We start from the raw sequence: 20,532 nt of genomic DNA, 5'->3' as shown, positions 1-20,532 counted from the left end.
ACCTGACATTATACCTTTTCCACATTGAAATATTGGGCTTGCGGGTGAGCGAACACCATGGCCGACACTGATGCCTCGGGGTCCATCATGCTTCCCTCCGTCAGCTCCACGCCGATGTCCGACGGCTGCATCAGCCGGAACAGCTGCTGCTGATCGTCCAGATTCGGGCAGGCCGGATAGCCGAAGGATACTCGGATCCCCTGGTAGCGGGCGCCGAAGCGCTGCTTCATGGTCATATCCGCCGGATCCGGATACCCCCAGACGTCGCGCATGATGTGATGGATCCGCTCTGCGAAGGCCTCCGCCAGCTCCAGCGCCGTTGCCTGAAGGGCGTGGGAACGGAGGTAGTCTCCGGCGGCTCTCCATTGGGCGGAGCGCTCGCCGACGCCGGCGCCTGTCGTTACCACCAGGAAGCCCACATAGTCCATCTCGCCGCTCTCCACCGGCTTCAGGAAGTCGGCCAGACACAGATACGGCTCCACTTCCTGCCGCGGGAATGAGAATCTTTCCAATACTTTGCTCGGATCCGAGGGATCGTATACGAGAATGTCGTTGCCGTCCGATTGGGCCGGGAAGAACCGGTACATGCCGTTGGCCTTGATGATGCCCTCGGTTTGGGCTTCCCCTAAGATGCCGTCCACCACTTCCTTCAGCTCTACAGCCTTGGGCTCCTGGTTCTTCAGCGCCTGCTCTACGGAACCGCGGAGGCCCAAGTGATGGCCCAGCAGCATCTCGTGATTGACATACGGAATCAAGTGGCTCACCGGATAATCCCGCAGGACGTGGCGATCCAGATCCGGAGGAGTGAACACCGCCTGCTCCCGGTTGATGTTAGAGGTTCTGGCGCGGGATGCGGCAGGCAGCTCCTCCCTCCGGCGGCCGGATTCAGCCACGTCGGAATCCTTGGCCTTGCGGAGCTCCTCCACCATCAGAGCCCTCTGATCCGGGTCGCTCAGCTTGTTGGCAATGTCGAGGCCGTCCATGGCGTCCTTCGCATAGAGAACCAGTCCGTCATACTCGGGCGCGATTCGGGTCTTGGTGAACTTCCGGGTCAGCGCCGCTCCTCCGACGAGAATCGGCACGTCGATGCCGGCATTCCGCATGTCCTGGGCGGTCACCACCATCTGCTGGGCGGACTTCACCAGCAGGCCGGACAGCCCGATGGCATCGGGCTTCTCCTTGCGGTACGCCTCGATCAGCTGCTCCGGCGGCACCTTGATGCCCAGGTTGACGATCTGGTAGCCATTGTTGGAGAGAATGATCTCCACCAGGTTTTTGCCGATGTCATGCACGTCGCCCTTCACCGTGGCGAGGATGATTTTTCCCTTGACGGCGGATTCGTTCTTCTCCATATGGGGCTCCAGGTGCGACACCGACGCCTTCATGACCTCGGCGCTCTGCAGCACCTCGGCTACGATCAGCTCGTTGTTGTTGAAGAGGCGGCCGACCTCCTCCATACCCGCCATAAGCGGCCCGTTGATGATGCCGAGAGGCGAATAGGTCTTCATCGCTTCGTCCAGATCGGCAAACAAGCCTTCCTTGGTGCCCTCCACCACATAAGAAGCCAACCGCTCCTCCAGGGTCAGATTGGAGGTCTTGACCTCCTTCTCCACTTTTTTCTCCCGGAAGAAGGCTACGAAAGCAGCCAACGTATCGTCGTTCGTATCGAAGATCAGATCCTCGGCCAGCTTCTTCTCCGTCTCCGGAATGGACGCGTACCGCTGCAGCGTCTCCGTGTTGACGATGGCGTAATCCAGTCCGGCCTTGGTGCAGTGGTACAGGTAGACGGAGTTCAGTACCTCGCGTCCTGCCGGCGGCAGGCCGAAGGAGATGTTGGAGAGGCCCAGAATGGTCTTGCAGGCCGGGTATTTGGCCTTGATGAGCTTGATGCCCTCGATGGTCTCCACGGCGGAGCCGATGTATTGGGGATCGCCGGAGCCGATGGGGAACATGTTCGGATCGAAGATGATATCCTCCGGCTTGAGCCCGTATTTGCCGGTCAGAAGCTCATATGCGCGGGTCGCCACCTCGATCTTGGCGTCCCTCGATACTGCCTGCCCCCGCTCGTCGATGAGGATGCAGACCACCGCTGCCCCATACCTGTGGATCAAGGGCACGATGCTCTGGAATTTGCTCTCGCCGTCCTCCAGGTTAATGGAGTTGATGATGGCCTTGCCTTGGGAATACTTCAAGCCCAGCTCGATGATGTGATCATAGGTGGAGTCGATCATCAGCGGCGCCTTGACCTTCTTCACGACCTGCTGGAGGAAGTTCTCCATGGCATATGCCTCGTCGATTTCCGTGTCCTGCAGGTTGATGTCTACCACATGAGCGCCGTTCTTCACCTGGTTCCGGGCGATCTCCGAGCCTTCCTCGAACTTGCCTTCCTTGATCAGCCGCTTAAACTTCCGGGAGCCGGAGATGTTCGTCCGCTCCCCGACCATAATCGGCCGGTTCTCGTCTTCGATATAGACGGTCTCGATGCCGGATACGGCAGGCGGATGGTCACCGACTTCGCCACGGGGCGCATAGCGGGACAGCGTCTCGGCCATCGCTCGGATATGATCCGGCGTAGTACCGCAGCACCCGCCTGCGACGTTCAGCCAGCCCTGCTCAGCGAAGCCCGCCAGCTTCTTGGCCAGCGACTCCGGCGATTCGTGGTACTTGCCGTTCTCATCCGGAAGACCGGCGTTCGGGTAACAGCTGACGGCCGTCTTGGCCAGCTGGGACAGAGTCCGGATATGGTCGCGCATGAATTCCGGTCCCGTGGCGCAGTTCAAACCGATGGACACCGGGTTCAGGTGCTCCAGCGAGATGTAGAATGATTCGATGTTCTGTCCGGCCAGTGTGGTCCCCATGGGCTCGATGGTCCCCGAGATCATGATCGGGAGCTGGACGCCCAGCTCCTCCATGGCCTTCCGGACGCCGATGCTTCCCGCTTTGACGTTCAAGGTATCCTGGGACGTCTCGAGCAGCAGCGCATCCACGCCTCCTTCGATTAAGGCCAGCGCTTGCTCGTGGTAGCTGTCGACCAGCTGGTCGAAGGTGACGCCTCCGGTTACGGACAGGGTCTTCGTGGTCGGTCCCAATGCGCCCGCAACATAGCGCGGCCATTCGGGTGTGCTGAACTTAGCCGCCGCCTCCACGGCCAATCGTGCCGCAGCCAGGTTCAGCTCCCGGGCCTGGCGCTCCAGGCCGTATTCGGCCAGAACCACGGACGTGGTGCCGAAGGTGTTCGTCTCGATGATATCCGCCCCAGCCTCCAGGTAGGCTTCATGAATCTTCTTTATTACATCGGGGCGAGTGACGCACAGCTGCTCATTACAGCCCTCCAGGTCCTCGCCGCCAAAGTCCGCTGCGGTCAGATCTTCCTGTTGGATCATGGTGCCCATCGCGCCGTCCAGGATCATAATTTTCTGCTTCAATCGAGCTTGCAACGGTTGCTTCGTCAACATTCTCCATCATCCCTTCCGCCAAACCATTCGAATCTCTCGAAATATTTACCACCTAGTGTATCAAATGTGGCTATATATTGAAAGAGCTTTGACCATTATTATCCCTACCCGAAAAATAGGAATTATTTCCGTCCCCGATCATCTGCGGCAAAAGAGAACGCCGCTCCCTAACGGGCAGCGGCGCTCGGCTCCAAATCCATTATAGCTTGGTCCGGATGATCTCCATAAGGCCATCCAGATCGGACACTTCATAGACGGGAACGATCTCATCGGACCGCTTCACCCCGTGATGGTTGATCCATACGTTCGGCATGCCGATTCCATTGGAACCGAGAATATCCGTCGTCAGCTTATCCCCTACCATAAGACCTTCCGAAGGCTCGATGCCCAAGAGCTCCACCGCATGCCGGAAGATGGACGGAGCGGGCTTGCCTTCCCCGAAGTTGCCGGATATGACGATGTAATCGAAATAGCCCTCCAGAGCGGGCACACCCGCCAGCTTCTCCTTCTGCAGATCCGGGGCACCATTGGTCAAAAGCAACAGCTTGACCTTCCCTTTGAGCTCGTCCAGCACACGGAACGTCTGTTCGTAAGTCAAAGGGCGCTTGCGGCGTTCTGCCGGGAACAGCTCCGCCAACTGCTTGCCGAGCTCTGCATCTCCGATTCCGATTCCGGCCAGGCCGCGTGTCCAAGCTTCGATGCGGTAACCCGGGGATTGCTTCTCCAGCTTGCGGAACATCTCATGCTCCCCCTCGGAGAAGTGGGCCCAGAACGCTTCGAACGGATTGATGCCGATCATCTTGGTGAACGGGAAAGTCTCGTACGATTCGTACAGCGCACGGGCTTCCTTGCGGACGGATGCTTCCAGCGCAGCCGGATCGATCTCCGGATACTTGTTCTGTGCCGCAAGACAAGTGGCAAGGAAGGCCTCCTCCACACTACGCTCATCCCAGAGCAACGTATCGTCCAAATCAAACAGTACCGCTTTTAAGGCCACAATGGTTCCCCTCTCTCCATGGTTGTTAACGGGTTTCGTCTCTATAATCAAGCTTATGCTGTTGAGCGAACTCTCTCAGCCGTGCATTCAGCTCCTCCATCGGAAAACGGTGCTGCAGCTTGGTGTAGATCAGCTTCTTCTGCTTGCCCTTCAATTGAATGACCACATGGCCGGGGTTGAGCACCAGCCCCTCGATATCCTTAGGCTCCAGGAGCTTGTCCCCGGTGAACCGGCGGACCGTGACGTATTGACGGGAGATCTTAATGACCGGTCTGCGGACCAAATAATACAGCACCGCCAAGGCGATGTAGCTGAAGCCCGTGATCCAGTACATACTGGTCTTCGATTCCGTCTGGTACGTCAAGATGAAATATAAGATGGCGAAGATCGCCAGCACCGAAGCCAGCATCCAGCTCCGTCCCTTAATGACGGTTTCCGCCCCCCTGCTCACTTGCGGCAGGGAACCTAACCCCCGTTTGACCCGCCCATGATTGACGGTCTTCTGATTCTTACGCACCATGCGTTCCCATTTGCGCGACACGGCATTTGCTCCTTCAGCCTAGGTAGGATAGACGTCTCGAACAACCGCGCGGAGCGGTTACTTCTCCTCGTCTTCGACAAACTTGATATGGTCCAGCTGATCCCGCATGGAGGCGCGGAACAACTCGATGTATTTGCGGCGAAGCTCGTTGCGTTCATCCAGCTCATCTTCGGTCAATCCGACCGTTTTTGCCTTGCGAGCCAGCTCATTGATCCGTTTCACAAGCTCTTCCATTTCTCTGCACCTCCTGCTGCCCGTACATGGCTCCACTTCTTTACTACTTTGCCATTACCGCCGCGTGGTTGTCAAGATCAGCACTCGAGATTCGAATCCGGAATAAGCAAAAGGAGTCCAGCTGCTGTATATGCGCAGTTGGACTCCCTATTCAGATCTATAAATGATGAAGGGTTGTAGTCGGATGTTGGGTCTCCGCTCAAGGGAGAATTAATATTTGTCCGGCGCGCAGATCCGTGTTCTTCAGATTGTTCGCCTTCTTAATCTTGTTCATATAAGAACGAACGTTCTCCCCCTTGGGAAGATGAGAGGATGCTATGTCCCACAGGGTGTCACCCGGGCAAACGTCAACGGTTTCTTGAACGGTCATCTTAGCCGACAGCGAAGTGACTTGCGTAGTCATGGAAGGGCCGGTCACAGCGGCTGCAGTCTGATGATCGGAGCTTCCCGCATAGGCATGCAGCAAAGCACCTGACATTAAGGAAAGCATAATCACCATCATGAAGATTACCATCTTAACGACTGTCTTATTCACATGGACCACTTGAACCACTCCCAAACATTTGTTCTGGTATTAAGATACCACGAACACTTGTTTGTGTCAACCCAAAATCGAATGTTTGTTCGCATCCTCTTTCAACCGTTCGTTCGCAACCTGTTCGTTCGAACTTATGTTTGTACGAACTCCGGTTCTATGTTATACTTTGTATAATTATTACCAAACTGGAGTGATCAGAATGAGCAAAATTTCCAACCGTCAGCAAGCGATCCTCGACTTCATTAAGACCGAGGTCCGGGAGAAGGGCTATCCTCCTTCGGTCCGCGAGATCGGTGAAGCGGTCGGACTCGCCTCCAGCTCCACCGTACACGGACATCTGGAACGCCTCGAGAAGAAGGGCATGATTCGCCGGGACCCCACCAAGCCTAGAGCCATCGAGATTCTCGGCGAAGAGGACGGTCTCGAGATGTTCTCCCATTCGATAACGCGCGTGCCTCTGATCGGACGTGTAACGGCAGGCATGCCTATCACCGCTACCGAGAACATCGAGGGCTATTACCCTCTTCCGAACGATATGGTCCATGACGACACCGTATTCATGCTGAATGTCGTCGGCGAGAGCATGATCGAAGCCGGTATTCACGACGGAGACATGGTCATCGTCCGGCAGCAGCCGACAGCGCATAATGGCGAGATCGTTGTCGCCATGACAGAGGAGGACGAAGCGACCGTCAAGCGGTTCTATAAGGAGAAGGATCACATCCGCCTCCAGCCGGAGAATTCCGCTATGGAGCCGATCCGGGTCCGGAACGTCACCATACTCGGCAAGGTCATCGGCTTGATCCGCAATATCCACTAAACATCCACTTCTACCGTCATGATGAAGAAACGGCTGGCTCAGAGACTTCTGAGCCAGCCGTTTCTTCATTCTTAACCCAAACAAAAAAGCCCTTCGTACGCCTCGGCGCCGAAGGGCTTAACCATGAAGACAACAACGCTTAGTATTGCGTCATGTACTGGTCGCGTTCCCAAGCATGAACCTGGGTCCGGTACATATCCCACTCAATTTCCTTCAGCTCGTAGAAGTAGGCCAGCGCATGCTCACCCAGCGCGTTGCAGATCACATCGTCGCGGATCATCTCACTGAGCGCTTCCTTCAGGCTGGACGGCAGGCTCGGAATGCCCTGCTCCTCCCGCTCTTCCTCGGTCATCACATAGATGTTCCGGTCGGTCGGGGCCGGCAGACTCATCTTGTGCTTGATTCCGTCCAGACCGGCAGCCAGCATGACAGCCAGTGCCAGATACGGATTGGCGGCAGGGTCCGGGTTACGGACTTCGATCCGGGTGCTCAGACCACGGGAGGCCGGAATCCGGATCATCGGGCTCCGGTTGCTGGCGGACCAAGCCACGTAACAGGGGGCTTCATAGCCCGGTACCAGACGCTTGTAAGAGTTGACCGTCGGGTTGGTGATGGCGGCGAAGCCGCGTGCATGCTTCAGAATGCCGGCCATGTAATGGCGGGCAGCGATGCTTAAGCCCAGCTTGTCGCTCTCGTCGTAGAACGCGTTGCTGTCACCCTTGAACAAGGATTGGTGGCAGTGCATGCCGGATCCGTTCACGCCGAACAGCGGCTTCGGCATAAAGGTTGCATGAAGACCATGCTGGCGGGCTACGGTTTTCACCACGAGCTTGAAGGTCTGGATGTAGTCTGCAGCCTTCAGGGCGTTGGTGTATTTGAAGTCGATCTCATGCTGGCCCGGCGCCACCTCATGGTGGGAGGCTTCGATCTCGAAGCCCATTTCTTCCAGGGTTAATACGATCTCACGGCGGCAGTTCTCCCCCAAGTCCATCGGGGCCAGGTCGAAGTAGCCGCCCTGGTCGTTCAGCTCATTGGTCGGATTGCCCTTCTCATCCGTCTTGAACAGGAAGAATTCCGGCTCCGGACCGACATTCATAGCTGTGAAGCCCATAGCCTCGGCTTCCTTCAGCATCTTCTTCAGAATACCGCGGGGATCGCCAGGGAACGGACGGCCGTCCGGCAAGTAAATATCGCAGATCAATCGGGCAACACGATCTTCGGTAACCCAGGGGAAGACCACCCAAGTGCTCAGATCCGGGTAGAGGTACATGTCGGACTCTTCGATCCGCACATAACCTTCGATGGACGATCCGTCGAACATCATTTTATTGTCAAGGGCCTTCTCAAGCTGGCTAACCGGAATCTCAACGTTCTTGATCGCGCCCAGCAGGTCGGTGAATTGCAGGCGGATGAAACGGACGTTCTCTTCCTTGGCAATACGAAGAATGTCGTCTTTGGTGTAGTTTTTGTACACTGGTGGATCTCCTCCCTAATGGTAAATGGTGCTGTATAATATCGCCGCTTATACCTTGTCCCATCCCGCTTGCCGTCATCCCTGGGAAGGCGGATAAGCCGTCCTCACGGAAGAGGCCCCTGATCTACAAGAGCCTGGCGGTATTAATGGAAAAACCGTGACAGCTCGCCTTGGATCAGGGACACCTGGCCAGGCCGCTTGGTCATCAACTGCTGCTTCAGCATCTTGTGAAGCTGGGAATCAGTCAGCTCCTTCCGCTTCACTTCCGTCTGCTCGTTCAAGACGGTCGCTTCCTCGGAGGTCTGATCCACAGGCAGTAGCACCTGCTTGATGCCTGCGATATTCACGCCCTTCTCGATCAGATCCTTGATCTGAAGGAGCCTTTCGACGTCGTTGAATGAATATAGGCGCTGGTTGCCGCCCGTACGAGCGGGCATGACCAATTCGTGTTGTTCATAATAACGGATCTGACGGGCGGTCAAATCCGTAAGCTTCATGACGATCCCGATGGGGAACAACGCCATATTGCGGCGAATGTCATCACTCATACCCTATCACTCCTACTGACACATTATATGGCAATTGTAACGCTACCACAAAAAGTTGTCAAGTTGTGTTAGGTTTAATCACAGATTTCTTTCATAAATAATGGCATTCGCCTGGTCAAAATGACATCACATTCACAATGCCGAATACAGATAACATCAGCATTACAGGGCAAGCAAGCTTCGGTCCGCCATGCTCTGCAGCGCCGTCAGAACTCCCAGCTTCGCGTGGGAATAAGTCAGTCCGCCCTGCATATAGGCGATGTAGGGCTCCCGGATCGGCGCATCCGCCGACAGCTCCAGGCTGCCGCCCTGAATGAAGGTTCCGGCGGCCATGATGACCGGGTGCTCATAGCCGGGCATGTCCCAAGGCTCGGGCACGACGTGAGCATCGACGGCGGAAGCCTTCTGGATCCCCTGCACGAACGCGATGAGGTGCTCAGCCCCTGTGAAGCGGATGGCCTGGATCAGATCCGTCCTCGAATCCGGCCAGCGGGGATGGGACTCGAAGCCCAGCTCCTCGAATACCGCGGCGGCGAATACGCTGCCCTTGAGAGCCTGTCCCGTCATATGGGGAGACAGGAAGAGCCCTTGGTACATAGCCCTTGTCGTGCCCAGCATGGCCCCGACCTCTCCTCCGATTCCCGGTGCAGTGAGACGGAAGGCCGCCTGCTCCACGAGCTCCGCCCGGCCTGCTATGTAACCGCCGGTGGGAGCTACGCCTCCGCCCGGATTCTTAATCAGGGAACCCGCCATGAGATCCACTCCGGCCTCCGTCGGTTCGGACCGCTCGGTGAATTCCCCGTAGCAGTTATCCACGAACACCAGGATATCCGGGTACAGACTCTTCACGAACCGGACCATTTCCCCGATCTGATCAACTGTGAAAGATGGACGCCAGTCATAGCCCCTGGAGCGCTGGATGCCTACCATCTTCGTTCGTCCGCTCAGTCGGGCGCGGATCCCCTCCCAATCCGGAGAACCGTCCGGCAGCAGCGCTACCTCTCCGTACCGGATACCAAAATCCTGCAGGGAGCCTGTTCCATCCCCCGGCTTGCCGATGACCTTGTGAAGGGTATCGTATGGCCTGCCGGTGATATAGACCAGCTCATCCCCCGGACGCAGTACGCCGAATAGGGCGGTGCCGATCGTATGGGTGCCCGACACGAAATGGGGACGTACCAGCGCCGCTTCGGCGCCGAATACGTCCGCATACACCAGATCCAGCACCTCCCGGCCGCGGTCGTTATACCCGTAGCCGGTGGAGCAGGAGAAGTGGAAATCGCTGACCTGATGCTTCTGGAAGGCCGCGATGACCTTCCACTGGTTGTGATCGATCAACGCGTCGATCTCGCGGTGCTTGCTCTGAACGGTGGATTCGGCCTGCGCCGCCACCTTCAAGATTTTCTCTGAAAAGTTCATCCCTCGATATGCTCTCCCTTTGCTGTCTCTCCACCGGCCACCAGATGGTCGGCCAGCATAAATCCGTACTTCTCGAAATCCTGGGCATTCACGTCGACGGACAGCACCATATCCTCGCCGTCCATATCCGTTTCGACCACGGTCCCCAACCGGTAAGCCAAGGAAATCTTGTCTCCTTGGGCGGCCGGAATGCGGAAGCGCTTGACGCCGCCCGCCATCTTTTCCTGCAGCAGCAGCTTGAGACGCTCCATATCGGCCTCACTATAGGCCGAAACCTTAATGGAGTCCCCGCTTTCCGCCGTCAGCAGGTCCCGCTCCTCCGGCGGCAACAGGTCGATCTTGTTGAAGACCGTCACCATCTCCTTGCCGTGGGCGCCCAGCTCCTCCAGAACCTGATGAACCACCTTCATCTGCTCATCGCGCATCTCGATGGAGCTGTCCACTACATGCAGGATCAGATCCGCCTCATTGGCCTCCTCCAGCGTCGCCCGGAACGCTGCGATCAGATCGTGGGGCAGGTTCTGAATGAAGCCGACCGTATCCGTCAGGACGATCTCCTTGCCATTGGGCAGCTCCAAGGTCCGGGAGGTCGGGTCCAAGGTGGCGAACAATTGGTTCTCCACATAGACGTCTGCAGAGGTCAGCTGCCGGAGCAGCGTGGACTTGCCCGCGTTCGTGTAGCCCACCAGCGCTACCTGGAATACCCCGGACTTGCGGCGGCGCTCCCGGTGCAGCTTCCGATGCCGGACCACTTCCTCCAGCTGCCGTTTCAGATCGCTGATCCGGTTGCGGATATGCCGGCGGTCGGTCTCCAGCTTGGTCTCGCCGGGACCCCTTGTGCCGATGCCGCCGCCAAGCCGTGACAAATTCTTGCCGTGGCCGGAGAGCCGCGGCAGAAGATAGCTGTGCTGGGCCAGCTCCACCTGGAGTATGCCCTCTCTCGTCTTCGCACGGCCGGCGAAGATGTCCAGGATCAGCTGGGTCCGGTCGATGATCTTCACATCCAGCGCCTCCTCCAGGTTCCGGACCTGGATGCCGGACAGCTCCTGGTCGAAGATGGCGGTATTGGCGCCCAGCGCTTGCAGCCGTTCCTTCAGCTCCTCGACCTTGCCCTTGCCGATGAACCATTTGGGATCCACCGTATCCCGGCTCTGCCGCATGGTCTCCAGCACCTTCACACCGGCCGTCTCGGCCAGGCTGACCAGCTCCTGCAGGGAATACTCCGCCAGATCCTCGCGGAAGTTCCGTTCCTTCAGAACCAGACTGACCAGAACCGCTTGTTCAACCGTCCGGCTGTCATTATTGTGGGACGTAGGCTTCATCTATTGCTTCAGCTCCTTATAGGGGACATTGAAATATATATTAGAGGTTGGTGCTTTTCTTCTCCCACTTCAGATCCTCGGGACGAATCGTCATGAGCTCGGTCTTGGATGGCGGAATGGGCGAATGCTGCAGCAGCCGTACCGCTTGGTAGCGCATGGCCTTCTCGATGGTGTTGCGGACATAGCGCGCATTGCTGAAGCCATCCTCCATCCGGAGCTTCTCCTGGACCAGATGCTGGCGGAGCTTCATCTCGGCCTGGGGCATCAGAACATACTGGCGCTCCTTCACCATGAGCTCAGCGATCTGAATCAGTTGGTCGACCGAATAATCGGGGAAATCCACCTGGATGGGAAACCGGGAGGGCAGGCCGGGATTGGTCCGAAGGAAGAACTCCATCTCCTCTTGGTACCCTGCCAGAATCAGGACGAACTGATTTTTATGATCCTCCATGGCTTTGACCATCGGATGGCTTTTCAGACAATCGAAAGATCAGTCCGACCTTACGGGCTCCGGTATCGGTCCGGCCCTCCGCTGCGGTCTCTCCCCCATCCAAGACCACATGCTCCAACAAGAGACGCACGATATCAAGCTTTACCTCAAAAGGCAGCTCCGCCAGTATGCCGGCGGCCTCCTCTCCGGAGCCGTACAAGCCGCCCTGCAAATGTTCGAGGCTCTCGATGGACCGATACGCCACGGCGGCTTCCTCCTCCGCCTGCTGCCGCCATCTTGCTTCCTCCTGCTCCAGCAGCTGCCGGCGCTCGTCATACAGCTCCCGGCTGATCCCGTCCGACAAGTATAGCTCCAGCAGCTTGCGCAGCTTCCCCGCCGCCTCCGCCGCCTTCTGCTCCGCCCGGAGAGGGTCCGGTCCCGGCGCCGCCCAACTTTCCTCCTGCAGGTAACCGGCCCATGAGGATCGGTTCACCAACAGGAAACGAACGATTTCCCGCCAGACCAAGCCGTCCGTAACCGAAGTGTTCCAATAGCCGTTCGAGCAATCGGGAGCCTTCGCGCCTCCATTCCCCGCATCATAAGAGGACTTCAGCTTCGAGGTGCAAATATAGTAAGAATAAGGCCTTCCGGAGGACGCGCCTCCCGCAACCATGGACCGGCCGCACGGACACTTGGCCAGGCCGGCGAGCAGCACCTCCCGCTTGGCCGGCCGTCCCGTGCGGGTTCGGCTGCGAAGCAGGGTCCTTTGCGCTTCCTGGAACAGCTCCTCCTCCACCAGCGGTTCGATGGGGAGGCTGTATTGCTCCGATTCGGGACGCTTGCGCTTATAGCCTTGATGATAATCTGTCTTATAGGCTTTGTATTCGCCTAAGTAGCTCCGGTTATGCAGAATACGGGTAACGGTGGAGCCGAACCATCGGCTGCCCCTCGGCGCCGGGACGCCTTCACGGGCCAGCGTCCGGGCAATCTCCTCTCCGGATAGCCCGCCGGCCGCCATTCGGAAGATCCGCATCACCACCTGAGCCTGCCCCGGCTCCACGACCAGTACATCGCGCTCCGTATCGAACCGGAATCCGAACAGCCGTGGATCTACGCTTAGCTTGCCCGTTGTCTGAAGCTTCGTCAGCTTCCCCCGAATGGTTCTCTCCCGGATCTTCTCCCGCTCGAATTCTGCGAACATGCCCCGGAGCTGATAGAACATGCGTCCTTCGGCGGTGTTGCTCCATTCGAAGTTCACGAATTCCAGCCGGATGCCGCGCTTCAGCCATTCATCCGTCAGCATCAGCTGCAGCGACAGCTTGCGGGCCAGACGGTCGGGGTCATAGACGACCACCGCTTCGGGCCGGCCCGGACTGCGGCACCATTCCCGGAGAGCATTCAGTCCGGGCCGGTCCGTACGCGTACCCGAGACGTCATCCGTGAAGACGGCGCATTCCTCCGGGACATATCCGAGCTCCAGCGCCTTCTGTCGGCAGGAAGCCAGTTGGCCTTCCAGGCTGTAGCCCTTCTCCGCCTGCTCCTCGGTGGACACCCTGACATAGATGCCTGCTCTTCTCTTGTAGCCGCTCATCCCGTTCTTCCGCCCCGGAGCAGAAGCTCCGCCAGACGCCGCCAGACCGTTTCATCACTCAGGGACGATAGTACGCCTTCCTCCTGACCGGATGCCGCTTCGGGCTTCCGGTACACCCATATGGTCTGGATATCCGCCTTGCCTTTTCCTTTGCGCGCCAAAGAGCATCACCTCTTCGGCACATGTATATTCCTTCCACGGATTGTCCTACAACTCCTCCGCGTTTCATTGTACCGAAACGGGCCGCAAAAGGGAACGGAAATATTGGAAACAAAAAAACACGTCCGTATGCAAGCCGGCTTGCATCGGACGTGTCGGTTTCCAGCTCAAACGGATTGATCCCGCCGAACTCTCGGGCTTACAGCTTTTCTACATTCTCGGCTTGCGGACCGCGGTTGCCTTGAACCACGCTGAAGGACACCTTTTGCCCTTCGTCCAGGGACTTGAAGCCCTCGCCGGTAATGGCACTGTAGTGGACGAACACGTCACCGCCGTCGTCGGAAGTGATAAACCCGTAACCTTTTTCCGCGTTAAACCATTTTACTGTTCCTGTTGGCATCCTGAAACCAAACCTCCATTAATAAAAATATCGCATGCTTTGATAGTATCGACCGAAAAATAAAAAAATATGTATCCCGCAAAGAAATTTATGAGCATCATTTTTGACCGGCGTTCGATGGTCTGAAAAGTCGTGCGATGGCTTTGACCAACGTATCGATGGCTTCCTTGCCGAAGTCCTTCTCCCCTCCGCGCGCGAGACTGTAAGCCTCGTCAATGAACAGGATGCCGCCCAGCGCCTTTTTCACCAGCTCCCGGGTCTTCAGCGCCGTATGGCCGATATATTCCCCAACCAAGTCTGCCCGTTCCACCTCAATCAGGTGTCCCTTGGACAGGATGCCCATCTCCTGGAAGAGCTTGGCGACCAGACGGGCCACCGTCGTCTTGCCGGTGCCGGGATTCCCCTTGAAGACCATGTGATACACATGGGCGTTGGAAACAAGCCCCGCCTCCGCACGGAATTGCCCGATTTGCAGCATGGCGTAGATCTCGTATACCAATTCCTTCACATTGTCCAGCCCGATCATCTGATGGAGCTCCCTGAAGATTTCCGCATAGGGAGTCGCCGGGTCCAGCATCTTATTCCCGAAAGGAATGCCGCTCTCCACGGGCTGTGCCGCGGTCTCCTCCTTACGGAGCACCACGCTGATTTGACGGGAGGCCCTGGCATTCTGGAGGGCATCGCCCGGCATGCTGCGTACACTCATTCCTGTCACCTCGTCTTTCATGGATTCGCACGATATCCTATTCTATTCGTCCAAGACCCGATTTCATGTCATGCCTCCGGCTGATAATCCGTCCCCTCCTGCGAAACACTGATGGGGAGACGATCCCAAGAACCGAAAGGAGCGCATGAAGCTTATGTCCACCGCCACACAAGAGAAAAAAAACGTGTTTCCTCCCCAGCACCAAAACCAGCAGCCGGGAATCGAGACGGAGATGATCCCCCGTCCCGCCTTCGAGGACTCCCGCTACCAAGCGGCCGGGAAGCTATTGGGCAAGGCCGCGCTGATTACCGGCGGCGACAGCGGCATCGGAAGAGCCGTTGCGGTCCATTACGCTAAGGAAGGAGCAGACGTGGTCATCTCCTACCTGAATGAACAGGGCGATGCGGAGGAGACCAAACGCCAGGTGGAGCAGGAGGGACGGAAGTGCTTCCTCTATGCGGGCGACATCGGTTCCGAGGAGCTGTGCCGCAAGCTCGTCGCGTATGCGGTGGAGAAGCTCGGCAAGCTGGATATTCTGGTGAACAACGCCGCCGAGCAGCATCCGCAGAAGTCGTTGGAGGACATTACCGCCGAGCAGCTGGAACGTACCTTCCGGACCAACGTCTTCAGCATGTTCTACCTGTCGAAGGCCGCCCTTCCCCACTTGAAGCCGGGCAGCGCCATCATCAACACGGCCTCCATCACAGCTTATGAGGGAAATGTCCAGCTTCTCGATTACTCCTCGACCAAGGGAGCCATCGTCACCTTCACCCGGTCCTTATCCCAACAGCTGATTGAAAAAGGCATCCGGGTCAACGGTGTCGCTCCCGGCCCTATATGGACTCCGCTCATTCCCTCCACCTTCACCGAGCAGCAGGTGGCCAAGTTCGGCGCGGATACGCCGATGAAGCGGGCGGGTCAGCCCGAGGAGCTGGCCCCGGCCTACGTCTTCTTGGCCAGCGGCGATTCCTCCTATATGGCCGGCCAGATTCTGCATGTGAACGGCGGCACGATCGTGAACAGCTGAGTGTACAACGAAAACGTCCCCCATTCATCCTGGACCGGATGATGGGGGACGTTGTTATGCGTTAGAAGTGTTCTTCTTCTCCGAAAAAATGCAGCACTGACCGAAAGACCTGATCCGCCTCCGGTCCCAGGCACAGCAGGTGCTTGGACTGCTGGAACCATTCCACCCGGGTCTCTCCGGCAATCCGCTTCACCAGATACGCGGCGCTCCACGGGTGGACGATCGGATCCTGAAGCCCTTGAAGAATGAGGGTCGGAACGGTAACCTTCCCCAGATCAGGGCGGACGGCCCGGATCACCTTCGTGAACTCCCAGGCGGCACGCAGGGGCGTCTGGGTGATCTTATGCTTCACGAGGGGGTCGCCGTCCCGTCTTCTCACCCACCATTCCCTAACGAAATGACGGGGGCTCATATAGATGGCCGCGGCGCCCAGCAGGGCCAGCCTCCGGACTCTGTATCGGGCGGCGAGGTGTACCGCAAGCATCCCGCCCATGGAGAAGCCCACCAGATCGAAGGAGCCATAGGTCCGCTGCATCTCCTCTGCCTCCTCGTGAACGGCCTGGAGCCAATCCAAGCTGCTGACCTGAGTCATAGGGGGCTCAGCATTCCCATGTCCCGGAAGCTCCGGTGTCCGGCAGATCCAGCCCGCCTGGACCAAAGCGTCCGCCAACGGAGACACCTCGTAGGGACCTCCAGTGAAGCCATGCAAGAGGAGACACGCTCTGCCCTTCGTCCCATCCGTCATACGCCCACCTCCATCAGAATCATTCAAAAAGCCGTCCGGCCAATAGACCCGACGGCTCTTCCATTACTGACTAACCGGTTCCACTTACATGGGCTTGAACATACTGAGATGCCGCCCCGTCATATCCAAGAGCGGGAAGTCGTTCCCTCGGTAAGCCTCCATCAGCATATTGGCCACTTCCCATGCCATATCGAAGTCTTCCTTGGTAATGAGCCCCCGCTTCAGCGCATCCTCCAGCTCTTCGGCATCCAAGAGATACAGCTTCCCGCTCGGAAGAATCACCACGTCCAGATACAGATCGTCAAACCAAGGCACCCCCCGGTCCGTCACACCCTGGACCTTGCAGATGTCGATGTAATATTGGACCACCTGTCCCTTGTCGTCATACATGGTGGTCATGACGTAATGGGCGCCCTTCGGGAAATGCTGGAGCCACTCATAGCCTGCATCGGCCACGCAGTAACGGATCCCCTCGTATTCCTTCCACAATGGATCCCGGACCTGCTTGATCTGATAGAGCACCACGTACCCTTGGAAGCCTGGGTCATTTACCGTCTTCACCTGAAATTTCTTGTCCGTGACACGTCTCCAGTTAGCCCGGTCAGAATATTTACGTTTCACAGGCGTTGTTCCCTTCGGTCATAGTCGTCTAACGGCCAAGCCAGGCTCACTTCTCCACGATCTGAATCGAATCGATGGTCACCTTCTCCGTCGGCGTTTCCTTTGCATTATTAACCGGGTTCACCTTAACCGGGGTCTTGGCAATCTTCTCTACGGTATCCATGCCCTCGATCACCTTGCCGAATACCGTATAGTTCGGCTCTCTGTTCAGATTGCTGGCAACCTCCCCCGTCACAATAAAGAACTGGCTGCCGTTCGTATTGGGGCCTGAATTGGCGTAAGCTACGATCCCCTTGTCGTACTTGTACTGTGTGGGCTCGTGGTCGAACTTGTAGCCGGGGCCTCCGGTGCCGTTGCCCTTGGGATCCCCCGTCTGGATCATGAACGTCTCAATGATCCGGTGGAAAATAATGCCGTCGTAAAACTTCTCCCTCGCCAGGAAAACGAAGTTGTTGACGGCCTTCGGCGCATCCTTCGCGAACAGCTCGATGGTGAAGCTGCCCTTGCTGGTCTTAACCTCCGCCTTGTATGATTTTTTTACGTCAATCTGCATGGCCGGCGGTTGTGACCATCTCTTCGCCGTGCCGGCCGCAGGCGATGCCGATGCGGTCGGCGATGCCGCGGCAGGAGCCGATGCGGCGGACGATGCTTTCGGTGAGCTGGAAGCCGGAGCAGTGGAAGCCGGAGCGGAACCGCCCGATTGGTTCTTGGCGCCGCAGGCGCTGGTAGCCAGCATAACCGCCGAGATGGCGGCGATTCCTGCGAGCTTGAACCAGGTTGGCTGATGTGTCAAGGCCTGTCCCCCCTGATATGGACTGAATTCTTACAAAATTATACCATACATCCGGCCAAGAAAAAAAGGCAGCCCGGATGGCTGCCTGGAAGAGCTAGAGCACTATCGGTTGGCGGAGTCTCCTCCGGCCGGAGTCAGACCGCCGACGGATACTTGGCCGGCGGGTTTGGAGGCGCCGCCTTCCCCTCCAGCGGCAGGCGCCGATGACGGCGAAGGCTGGCCCGGGGACGCCGGCGGATTGGAGCCGGCCGGACTAGGGGACGCCTTCGGCGAACCGCTGGCCGACGGTGTCGGCGTCGGGCTGGCGGCCCCGGGTGCCCCGGAGGCTCCGGGCTTCGCCGGGCTGCCGTTGCCGGGCTTGACGCTCTCGCCCGGCTTCGGGCTGGAGCCCGGCGAGGCTCCCGGGGAGCCCGACACGCCAGGCGACGGGCTGGCGCCCTCCGCCGCAGGAACGGCCACCGTCACGGAATTGGACTTGGTCCCGATCTCGCCGGACTGCGGATTAAACGGCGTGACGTAATACTCATAGCTGGCACCAGGAACGATGGCCCGGTCCTCGAAGAGGCCTTCCTTGGACTCGGCCAGCTGCTGGGCTTCCGTCTCCTTGGCTTCCTTGCGGAAGATCTGGTAAGTCCCCAGATCGCTGCCGGCGTCGCTGGTCCACTTCAGGACCACCTTCTTGCTTTCCTTCACGTATTCGGCCGTCAGGTTGGTAACCGTCTTAGGCGGCTCCTTCAGATCCGCCACGCCTTCCGGCTTCGTGAAGGACGTAACCGGCATCTTGGCCATGGCCTTGCTCATGACCTCCTTGAACATGGCGGCCGGATAAGAACCGCTGGCCGGGAGGACATAATGCTTCGCGTCCGTCTTGTCGAAGCCCATCCAGACGGCGGCGGACCATTCCGGCGTGTAGCCGACGAACCAGACGTCGCGGTTGTTCTTCTCGAGTCCCTTCAGATCCAGCTGGGTCGTACCCGTCTTGCCGGCGACGGGCCGGTTCATCCTGGCCGCCGTTCCGGTTCCGCCGTCCACCACGCCCTTGAGCAGCTCCGTCATGTAATACGCGGTCTTCGGACTCATGACCTTGGTACGATCGGACTTCGCCGTGGTCCGGTTCCCTTCGCCGTCCTCGATTATCCGGATGGCGTGGGCTTTGGGCATCATCCCGTTGTTCGGGAAGGCGCTGTAGGCCTGAGCCATCTGCAGCGGGGACACGCCCTTGGTCAGGCCGCCCAAGGCGATAGCCAGGTTGGCGTCCCCTTTGTCCAGTGTGATGCCCATATTCTTGACGAAGCCGGTGGCATACGAGACCTTGATCTGATTCAACAGCCATACGGCAGGGGCGTTGGCGGACTTGCGCACCGCCTCGAGCATGCTGATCTCACCCTTGTAGACCCCATCGTAGTTGCGCGGGGAGTACCCGCCGTCATACGTGGTTTCTTCATCCTTCAGCATGGTGTACGGATTATACGGCCCCTTCTCGATGGCGGGCGCGTACACGATGAGCGGCTTGAAGGCGGAGCCCGGCTGCCGGGTGGCGGTCGCTCGGTTCAGTCCCTTGTTCACGTAATCGCGGCCGCCCGACATGGCGACGATGCCGCCGTCCTTGTTGTTGACGATGACCATGCTGCCCTGCATCTTCTGCTCCGGTCCGTCCTTCTGGAACAGCTTCGGATTGTCGAAGGCCGTCTCCACGGTCTTCTGGGCGTCCGCCACCATGGTCGTATAGATTTTGTAGCCGCCGCGCATGATCTTATCCTCATCCAGCTTGTAGAGCTCCTCTGCCTCATCCAGCACATAATCGGTGAATGCCTGATAATCCTTGCCCTTGGCAGGTTGAGGCGTATAATCCTTGGCCTGGGCTGCATTCTTCTGCTCCTCCGTGATGTAGCCCTGGTCGTACATGAGCTTCAGCACCACGTTGCGGCGCTCCTTGGACTTCTCCGGATTCTTGATCGGATTATAAGTGGAAGGCGCCTTCGGGATGGCGGCCAGCGTCGCAATCTCGTCCAGGGTCAGCTGCTTGAGATCCGACTTGCCGAAGTACACCTTGGAGGCCGCCTTGATGCCGTAGGCCCGGCTGCCGAAGAAGATCCGGTTCAGATACAAGGTCAGGATCTCATCCTTCGTCCGATGATTCTCCAGCGCCAGGGCGATGGACATTTCCGTGCCCTTGCGGAAGAAGGTTTTGTCCGAGTTCAGGAACATGTTCTTCGCCAGCTGCTGTGTAATGGTGCTGCCGCCCTCGACGGCGCTTCGGGCGACGATATCCTTGACCAGCGCCCGGCCGATGGCCCACAGGTCCACGCCGCCATGCTCGTTGAAACGGCGGTCCTCTGTGGCGATAAATGCTTTTTGCACCAGGTCCGGGATCGTCCCCGGCTCCACCAGCTCCCGGTTCTCGGTCGCCAGAGTGGCGATCACGTTGTCGTTGGCGTCATAGATCCGGGAGGCATCCGTCATGATCAGCTTGTCTTCGTTCTCTGAGAAGATCTTTTCCCCGTTATAGATAATGACCATATACCCGATAAGTGCGCAAACGATGGCTAATGCCGCAGTGATTCCCATTGCGATCATGAGCTTGCCGAAGGTAAACCGGCTTTTCTTTCTCGGCTTCTTCGGCTTGACTGCTTGATCCTTGGCCAATCCTGTCATCCCCTCTCAAATCATAAAAAAAGAACAACCCTACGAACGGGTTGTTCTCGCAGGAGC

18 protein-coding genes and 2 pseudogenes are annotated in these 20,532 nt (G+C 58.0%); 2 read left to right on the top strand and 18 right to left on the bottom strand.

The features are described 5' to 3' along the window. Window positions 1-8: 8 nt before the first annotated feature. From metH to ACSEXW_RS08830, 5 genes are all read right to left on the bottom strand, one after another. Complete coding sequence (metH, locus tag ACSEXW_RS08850; protein WP_438445868.1) at window positions 9-3,452, bottom strand: methionine synthase; 3,444 nt, start codon at window positions 3,450-3,452, stop codon at window positions 9-11. Between the two features lie 202 nt (window positions 3,453-3,654). Further along, window positions 3,655-4,452: an HAD family hydrolase gene (locus ACSEXW_RS08845; protein ID WP_438445765.1), complete on the bottom strand. Its 798-nt coding sequence runs from the start codon at window positions 4,450-4,452 to the stop codon at window positions 3,655-3,657. A gap of 25 nt (window positions 4,453-4,477) precedes the next feature. Continuing rightward, the gene (locus ACSEXW_RS08840; RefSeq protein ID WP_438445764.1) at window positions 4,478-4,993 is read right to left on the bottom strand and encodes a hypothetical protein; all 516 of its coding nucleotides are present in this window, start codon (window positions 4,991-4,993) and stop codon (window positions 4,478-4,480) included. 57 nt (window positions 4,994-5,050) lie between these two features. Beyond that, window positions 5,051-5,227 carry a DUF896 domain-containing protein gene (locus tag ACSEXW_RS08835; RefSeq protein ID WP_438445763.1) on the bottom strand — a complete coding sequence of 59 codons (177 nt, stop codon included), beginning with the start codon at window positions 5,225-5,227 and terminating at the stop codon, window positions 5,051-5,053. A 199-nt stretch (window positions 5,228-5,426) separates the two neighbouring features. Beyond that, window positions 5,427-5,729 carry a LysM peptidoglycan-binding domain-containing protein gene (locus ACSEXW_RS08830; protein ID WP_438445762.1) on the bottom strand — a complete coding sequence of 101 codons (303 nt, stop codon included), beginning with the start codon at window positions 5,727-5,729 and terminating at the stop codon, window positions 5,427-5,429. Between the two features lie 235 nt (window positions 5,730-5,964). Here ACSEXW_RS08830 and lexA point away from each other — a divergent pair, with 235 nt between their 5' ends. Continuing rightward, on the top strand, window positions 5,965-6,585 hold the full coding sequence (gene lexA / locus ACSEXW_RS08825) for a transcriptional repressor LexA (RefSeq protein WP_438445761.1): 621 nt from the start codon (window positions 5,965-5,967) through the stop codon (window positions 6,583-6,585). 139 nt (window positions 6,586-6,724) lie between these two features. Here the strand turns inward: lexA and glnA are convergent, their stop codons facing one another. The 9 genes and pseudogenes from glnA to ACSEXW_RS08780 all read right to left on the bottom strand — a co-directional run. Continuing rightward, entirely contained in the window at window positions 6,725-8,059 is a 1,335-nt protein-coding gene (glnA, locus tag ACSEXW_RS08820) for a type I glutamate--ammonia ligase (RefSeq protein ID WP_438445760.1), read from the bottom strand. A gap of 143 nt (window positions 8,060-8,202) precedes the next feature. Next, the gene (locus ACSEXW_RS08815; protein WP_438445759.1) at window positions 8,203-8,607 is read right to left on the bottom strand and encodes a MerR family transcriptional regulator; all 405 of its coding nucleotides are present in this window, start codon (window positions 8,605-8,607) and stop codon (window positions 8,203-8,205) included. 162 nt (window positions 8,608-8,769) lie between these two features. Next, window positions 8,770-10,026, bottom strand: coding sequence for a methionine gamma-lyase family protein (locus ACSEXW_RS08810; RefSeq protein ID WP_438445758.1), 1,257 nt, complete (start codon window positions 10,024-10,026; stop codon window positions 8,770-8,772). Continuing rightward, the gene (gene hflX, locus ACSEXW_RS08805; protein ID WP_438445757.1) at window positions 10,023-11,348 is read right to left on the bottom strand and encodes a GTPase HflX; all 1,326 of its coding nucleotides are present in this window, start codon (window positions 11,346-11,348) and stop codon (window positions 10,023-10,025) included. The genes ACSEXW_RS08810 and hflX overlap by 4 nt, the downstream gene beginning before the upstream one ends. 40 nt (window positions 11,349-11,388) lie before the next feature. Then, window positions 11,389-11,811 (bottom strand): annotated as a pseudogene (locus tag ACSEXW_RS08800) (AAA family ATPase); the annotation flags it as partial. Continuing rightward, window positions 11,786-13,369 carry a recombinase family protein gene (locus ACSEXW_RS08795; RefSeq protein WP_438445756.1) on the bottom strand — a complete coding sequence of 528 codons (1,584 nt, stop codon included), beginning with the start codon at window positions 13,367-13,369 and terminating at the stop codon, window positions 11,786-11,788. The gene ACSEXW_RS08795 and the pseudogene ACSEXW_RS08800, both read right to left, overlap by 26 nt. Next, the gene (locus tag ACSEXW_RS08790) at window positions 13,366-13,530 is read right to left on the bottom strand and encodes a hypothetical protein (RefSeq protein ID WP_438445755.1); all 165 of its coding nucleotides are present in this window, start codon (window positions 13,528-13,530) and stop codon (window positions 13,366-13,368) included. The genes ACSEXW_RS08795 and ACSEXW_RS08790 overlap by 4 nt, the downstream gene beginning before the upstream one ends. A 197-nt stretch (window positions 13,531-13,727) precedes the next feature. After that, window positions 13,728-13,928, bottom strand: a complete 201-nt coding sequence (locus tag ACSEXW_RS08785) for a cold-shock protein (RefSeq protein WP_438445754.1) — start codon at window positions 13,926-13,928, stop codon at window positions 13,728-13,730. Between the two features lie 136 nt (window positions 13,929-14,064). After that, a pseudogene (locus ACSEXW_RS08780) lies at window positions 14,065-14,634 on the bottom strand (AAA family ATPase); the annotation flags it as partial. A gap of 154 nt (window positions 14,635-14,788) precedes the next feature. On the opposite strand from ACSEXW_RS08780, the gene ACSEXW_RS08775 reads away from it, so the two are divergent. Then, a complete protein-coding gene (locus ACSEXW_RS08775) occupies window positions 14,789-15,661 on the top strand; it encodes an SDR family oxidoreductase (protein WP_438445753.1) in 873 nt (290 codons plus the stop codon). 61 nt (window positions 15,662-15,722) lie between these two features. On the opposite strand, the gene ACSEXW_RS08770 is transcribed toward ACSEXW_RS08775, so the two are convergent. The 4 genes from ACSEXW_RS08770 to ACSEXW_RS08755 form a co-directional block, all read right to left on the bottom strand. Continuing rightward, a complete protein-coding gene (locus ACSEXW_RS08770) occupies window positions 15,723-16,406 on the bottom strand; it encodes an alpha/beta hydrolase (RefSeq protein ID WP_438445752.1) in 684 nt (227 codons plus the stop codon). Between the two features lie 84 nt (window positions 16,407-16,490). Then, complete coding sequence (locus ACSEXW_RS08765) at window positions 16,491-17,027, bottom strand: ribonuclease FAU-1 family protein (protein ID WP_438445751.1); 537 nt, start codon at window positions 17,025-17,027, stop codon at window positions 16,491-16,493. A gap of 46 nt (window positions 17,028-17,073) precedes the next feature. Further along, entirely contained in the window at window positions 17,074-17,820 is a 747-nt protein-coding gene (locus ACSEXW_RS08760) for a peptidylprolyl isomerase (protein WP_438445750.1), read from the bottom strand. A gap of 102 nt (window positions 17,821-17,922) precedes the next feature. Beyond that, complete coding sequence (locus tag ACSEXW_RS08755; RefSeq protein ID WP_438445749.1) at window positions 17,923-20,475, bottom strand: transglycosylase domain-containing protein; 2,553 nt, start codon at window positions 20,473-20,475, stop codon at window positions 17,923-17,925. Window positions 20,476-20,532: the final 57 nt, after the last annotated feature.

The organism is Oryzibacillus soli (genome assembly GCF_051594765.1).
In the GTDB taxonomy this organism is placed as follows: domain Bacteria; phylum Bacillota; class Bacilli; order Paenibacillales; family NBRC-103111; genus Paenibacillus_AR.
This window is presented reverse-complemented; position numbering and strand designations above follow the sequence as displayed.

Excerpts from the sequence above, each read along its gene's own strand:
- ACSEXW_RS08835 (WP_438445763.1), bottom strand. The coding sequence starts at position 5,227 with ATGGAAGAGCTTGTGAAACGGATCAATGAGCTGGCTCGCAAGGCAAAA.
- ACSEXW_RS08830 (WP_438445762.1), bottom strand. The coding sequence starts at position 5,729 with ATGATGGTGATTATGCTTTCCTTAATGTCAGGTGCTTTGCTGCATGCC.
- lexA (WP_438445761.1), top strand. The coding sequence starts at position 5,965 with ATGAGCAAAATTTCCAACCGTCAGCAAGCGATCCTCGACTTCATTAAG.
- ACSEXW_RS08815 (WP_438445759.1), bottom strand. The coding sequence starts at position 8,607 with ATGAGTGATGACATTCGCCGCAATATGGCGTTGTTCCCCATCGGGATC.
- ACSEXW_RS08810 (WP_438445758.1), bottom strand. The coding sequence starts at position 10,026 with ATGAACTTTTCAGAGAAAATCTTGAAGGTGGCGGCGCAGGCCGAATCC.
- hflX (WP_438445757.1), bottom strand. The coding sequence starts at position 11,348 with ATGAAGCCTACGTCCCACAATAATGACAGCCGGACGGTTGAACAAGCG.
- ACSEXW_RS08795 (WP_438445756.1), bottom strand. The coding sequence starts at position 13,369 with ATGAGCGGCTACAAGAGAAGAGCAGGCATCTATGTCAGGGTGTCCACC.
- ACSEXW_RS08785 (WP_438445754.1), bottom strand. The coding sequence starts at position 13,928 with ATGCCAACAGGAACAGTAAAATGGTTTAACGCGGAAAAAGGTTACGGG.
- ACSEXW_RS08775 (WP_438445753.1), top strand. The coding sequence starts at position 14,789 with ATGTCCACCGCCACACAAGAGAAAAAAAACGTGTTTCCTCCCCAGCAC.
- ACSEXW_RS08770 (WP_438445752.1), bottom strand. The coding sequence starts at position 16,406 with ATGACGGATGGGACGAAGGGCAGAGCGTGTCTCCTCTTGCATGGCTTC.
- ACSEXW_RS08755 (WP_438445749.1), bottom strand. The coding sequence starts at position 20,475 with ATGACAGGATTGGCCAAGGATCAAGCAGTCAAGCCGAAGAAGCCGAGA.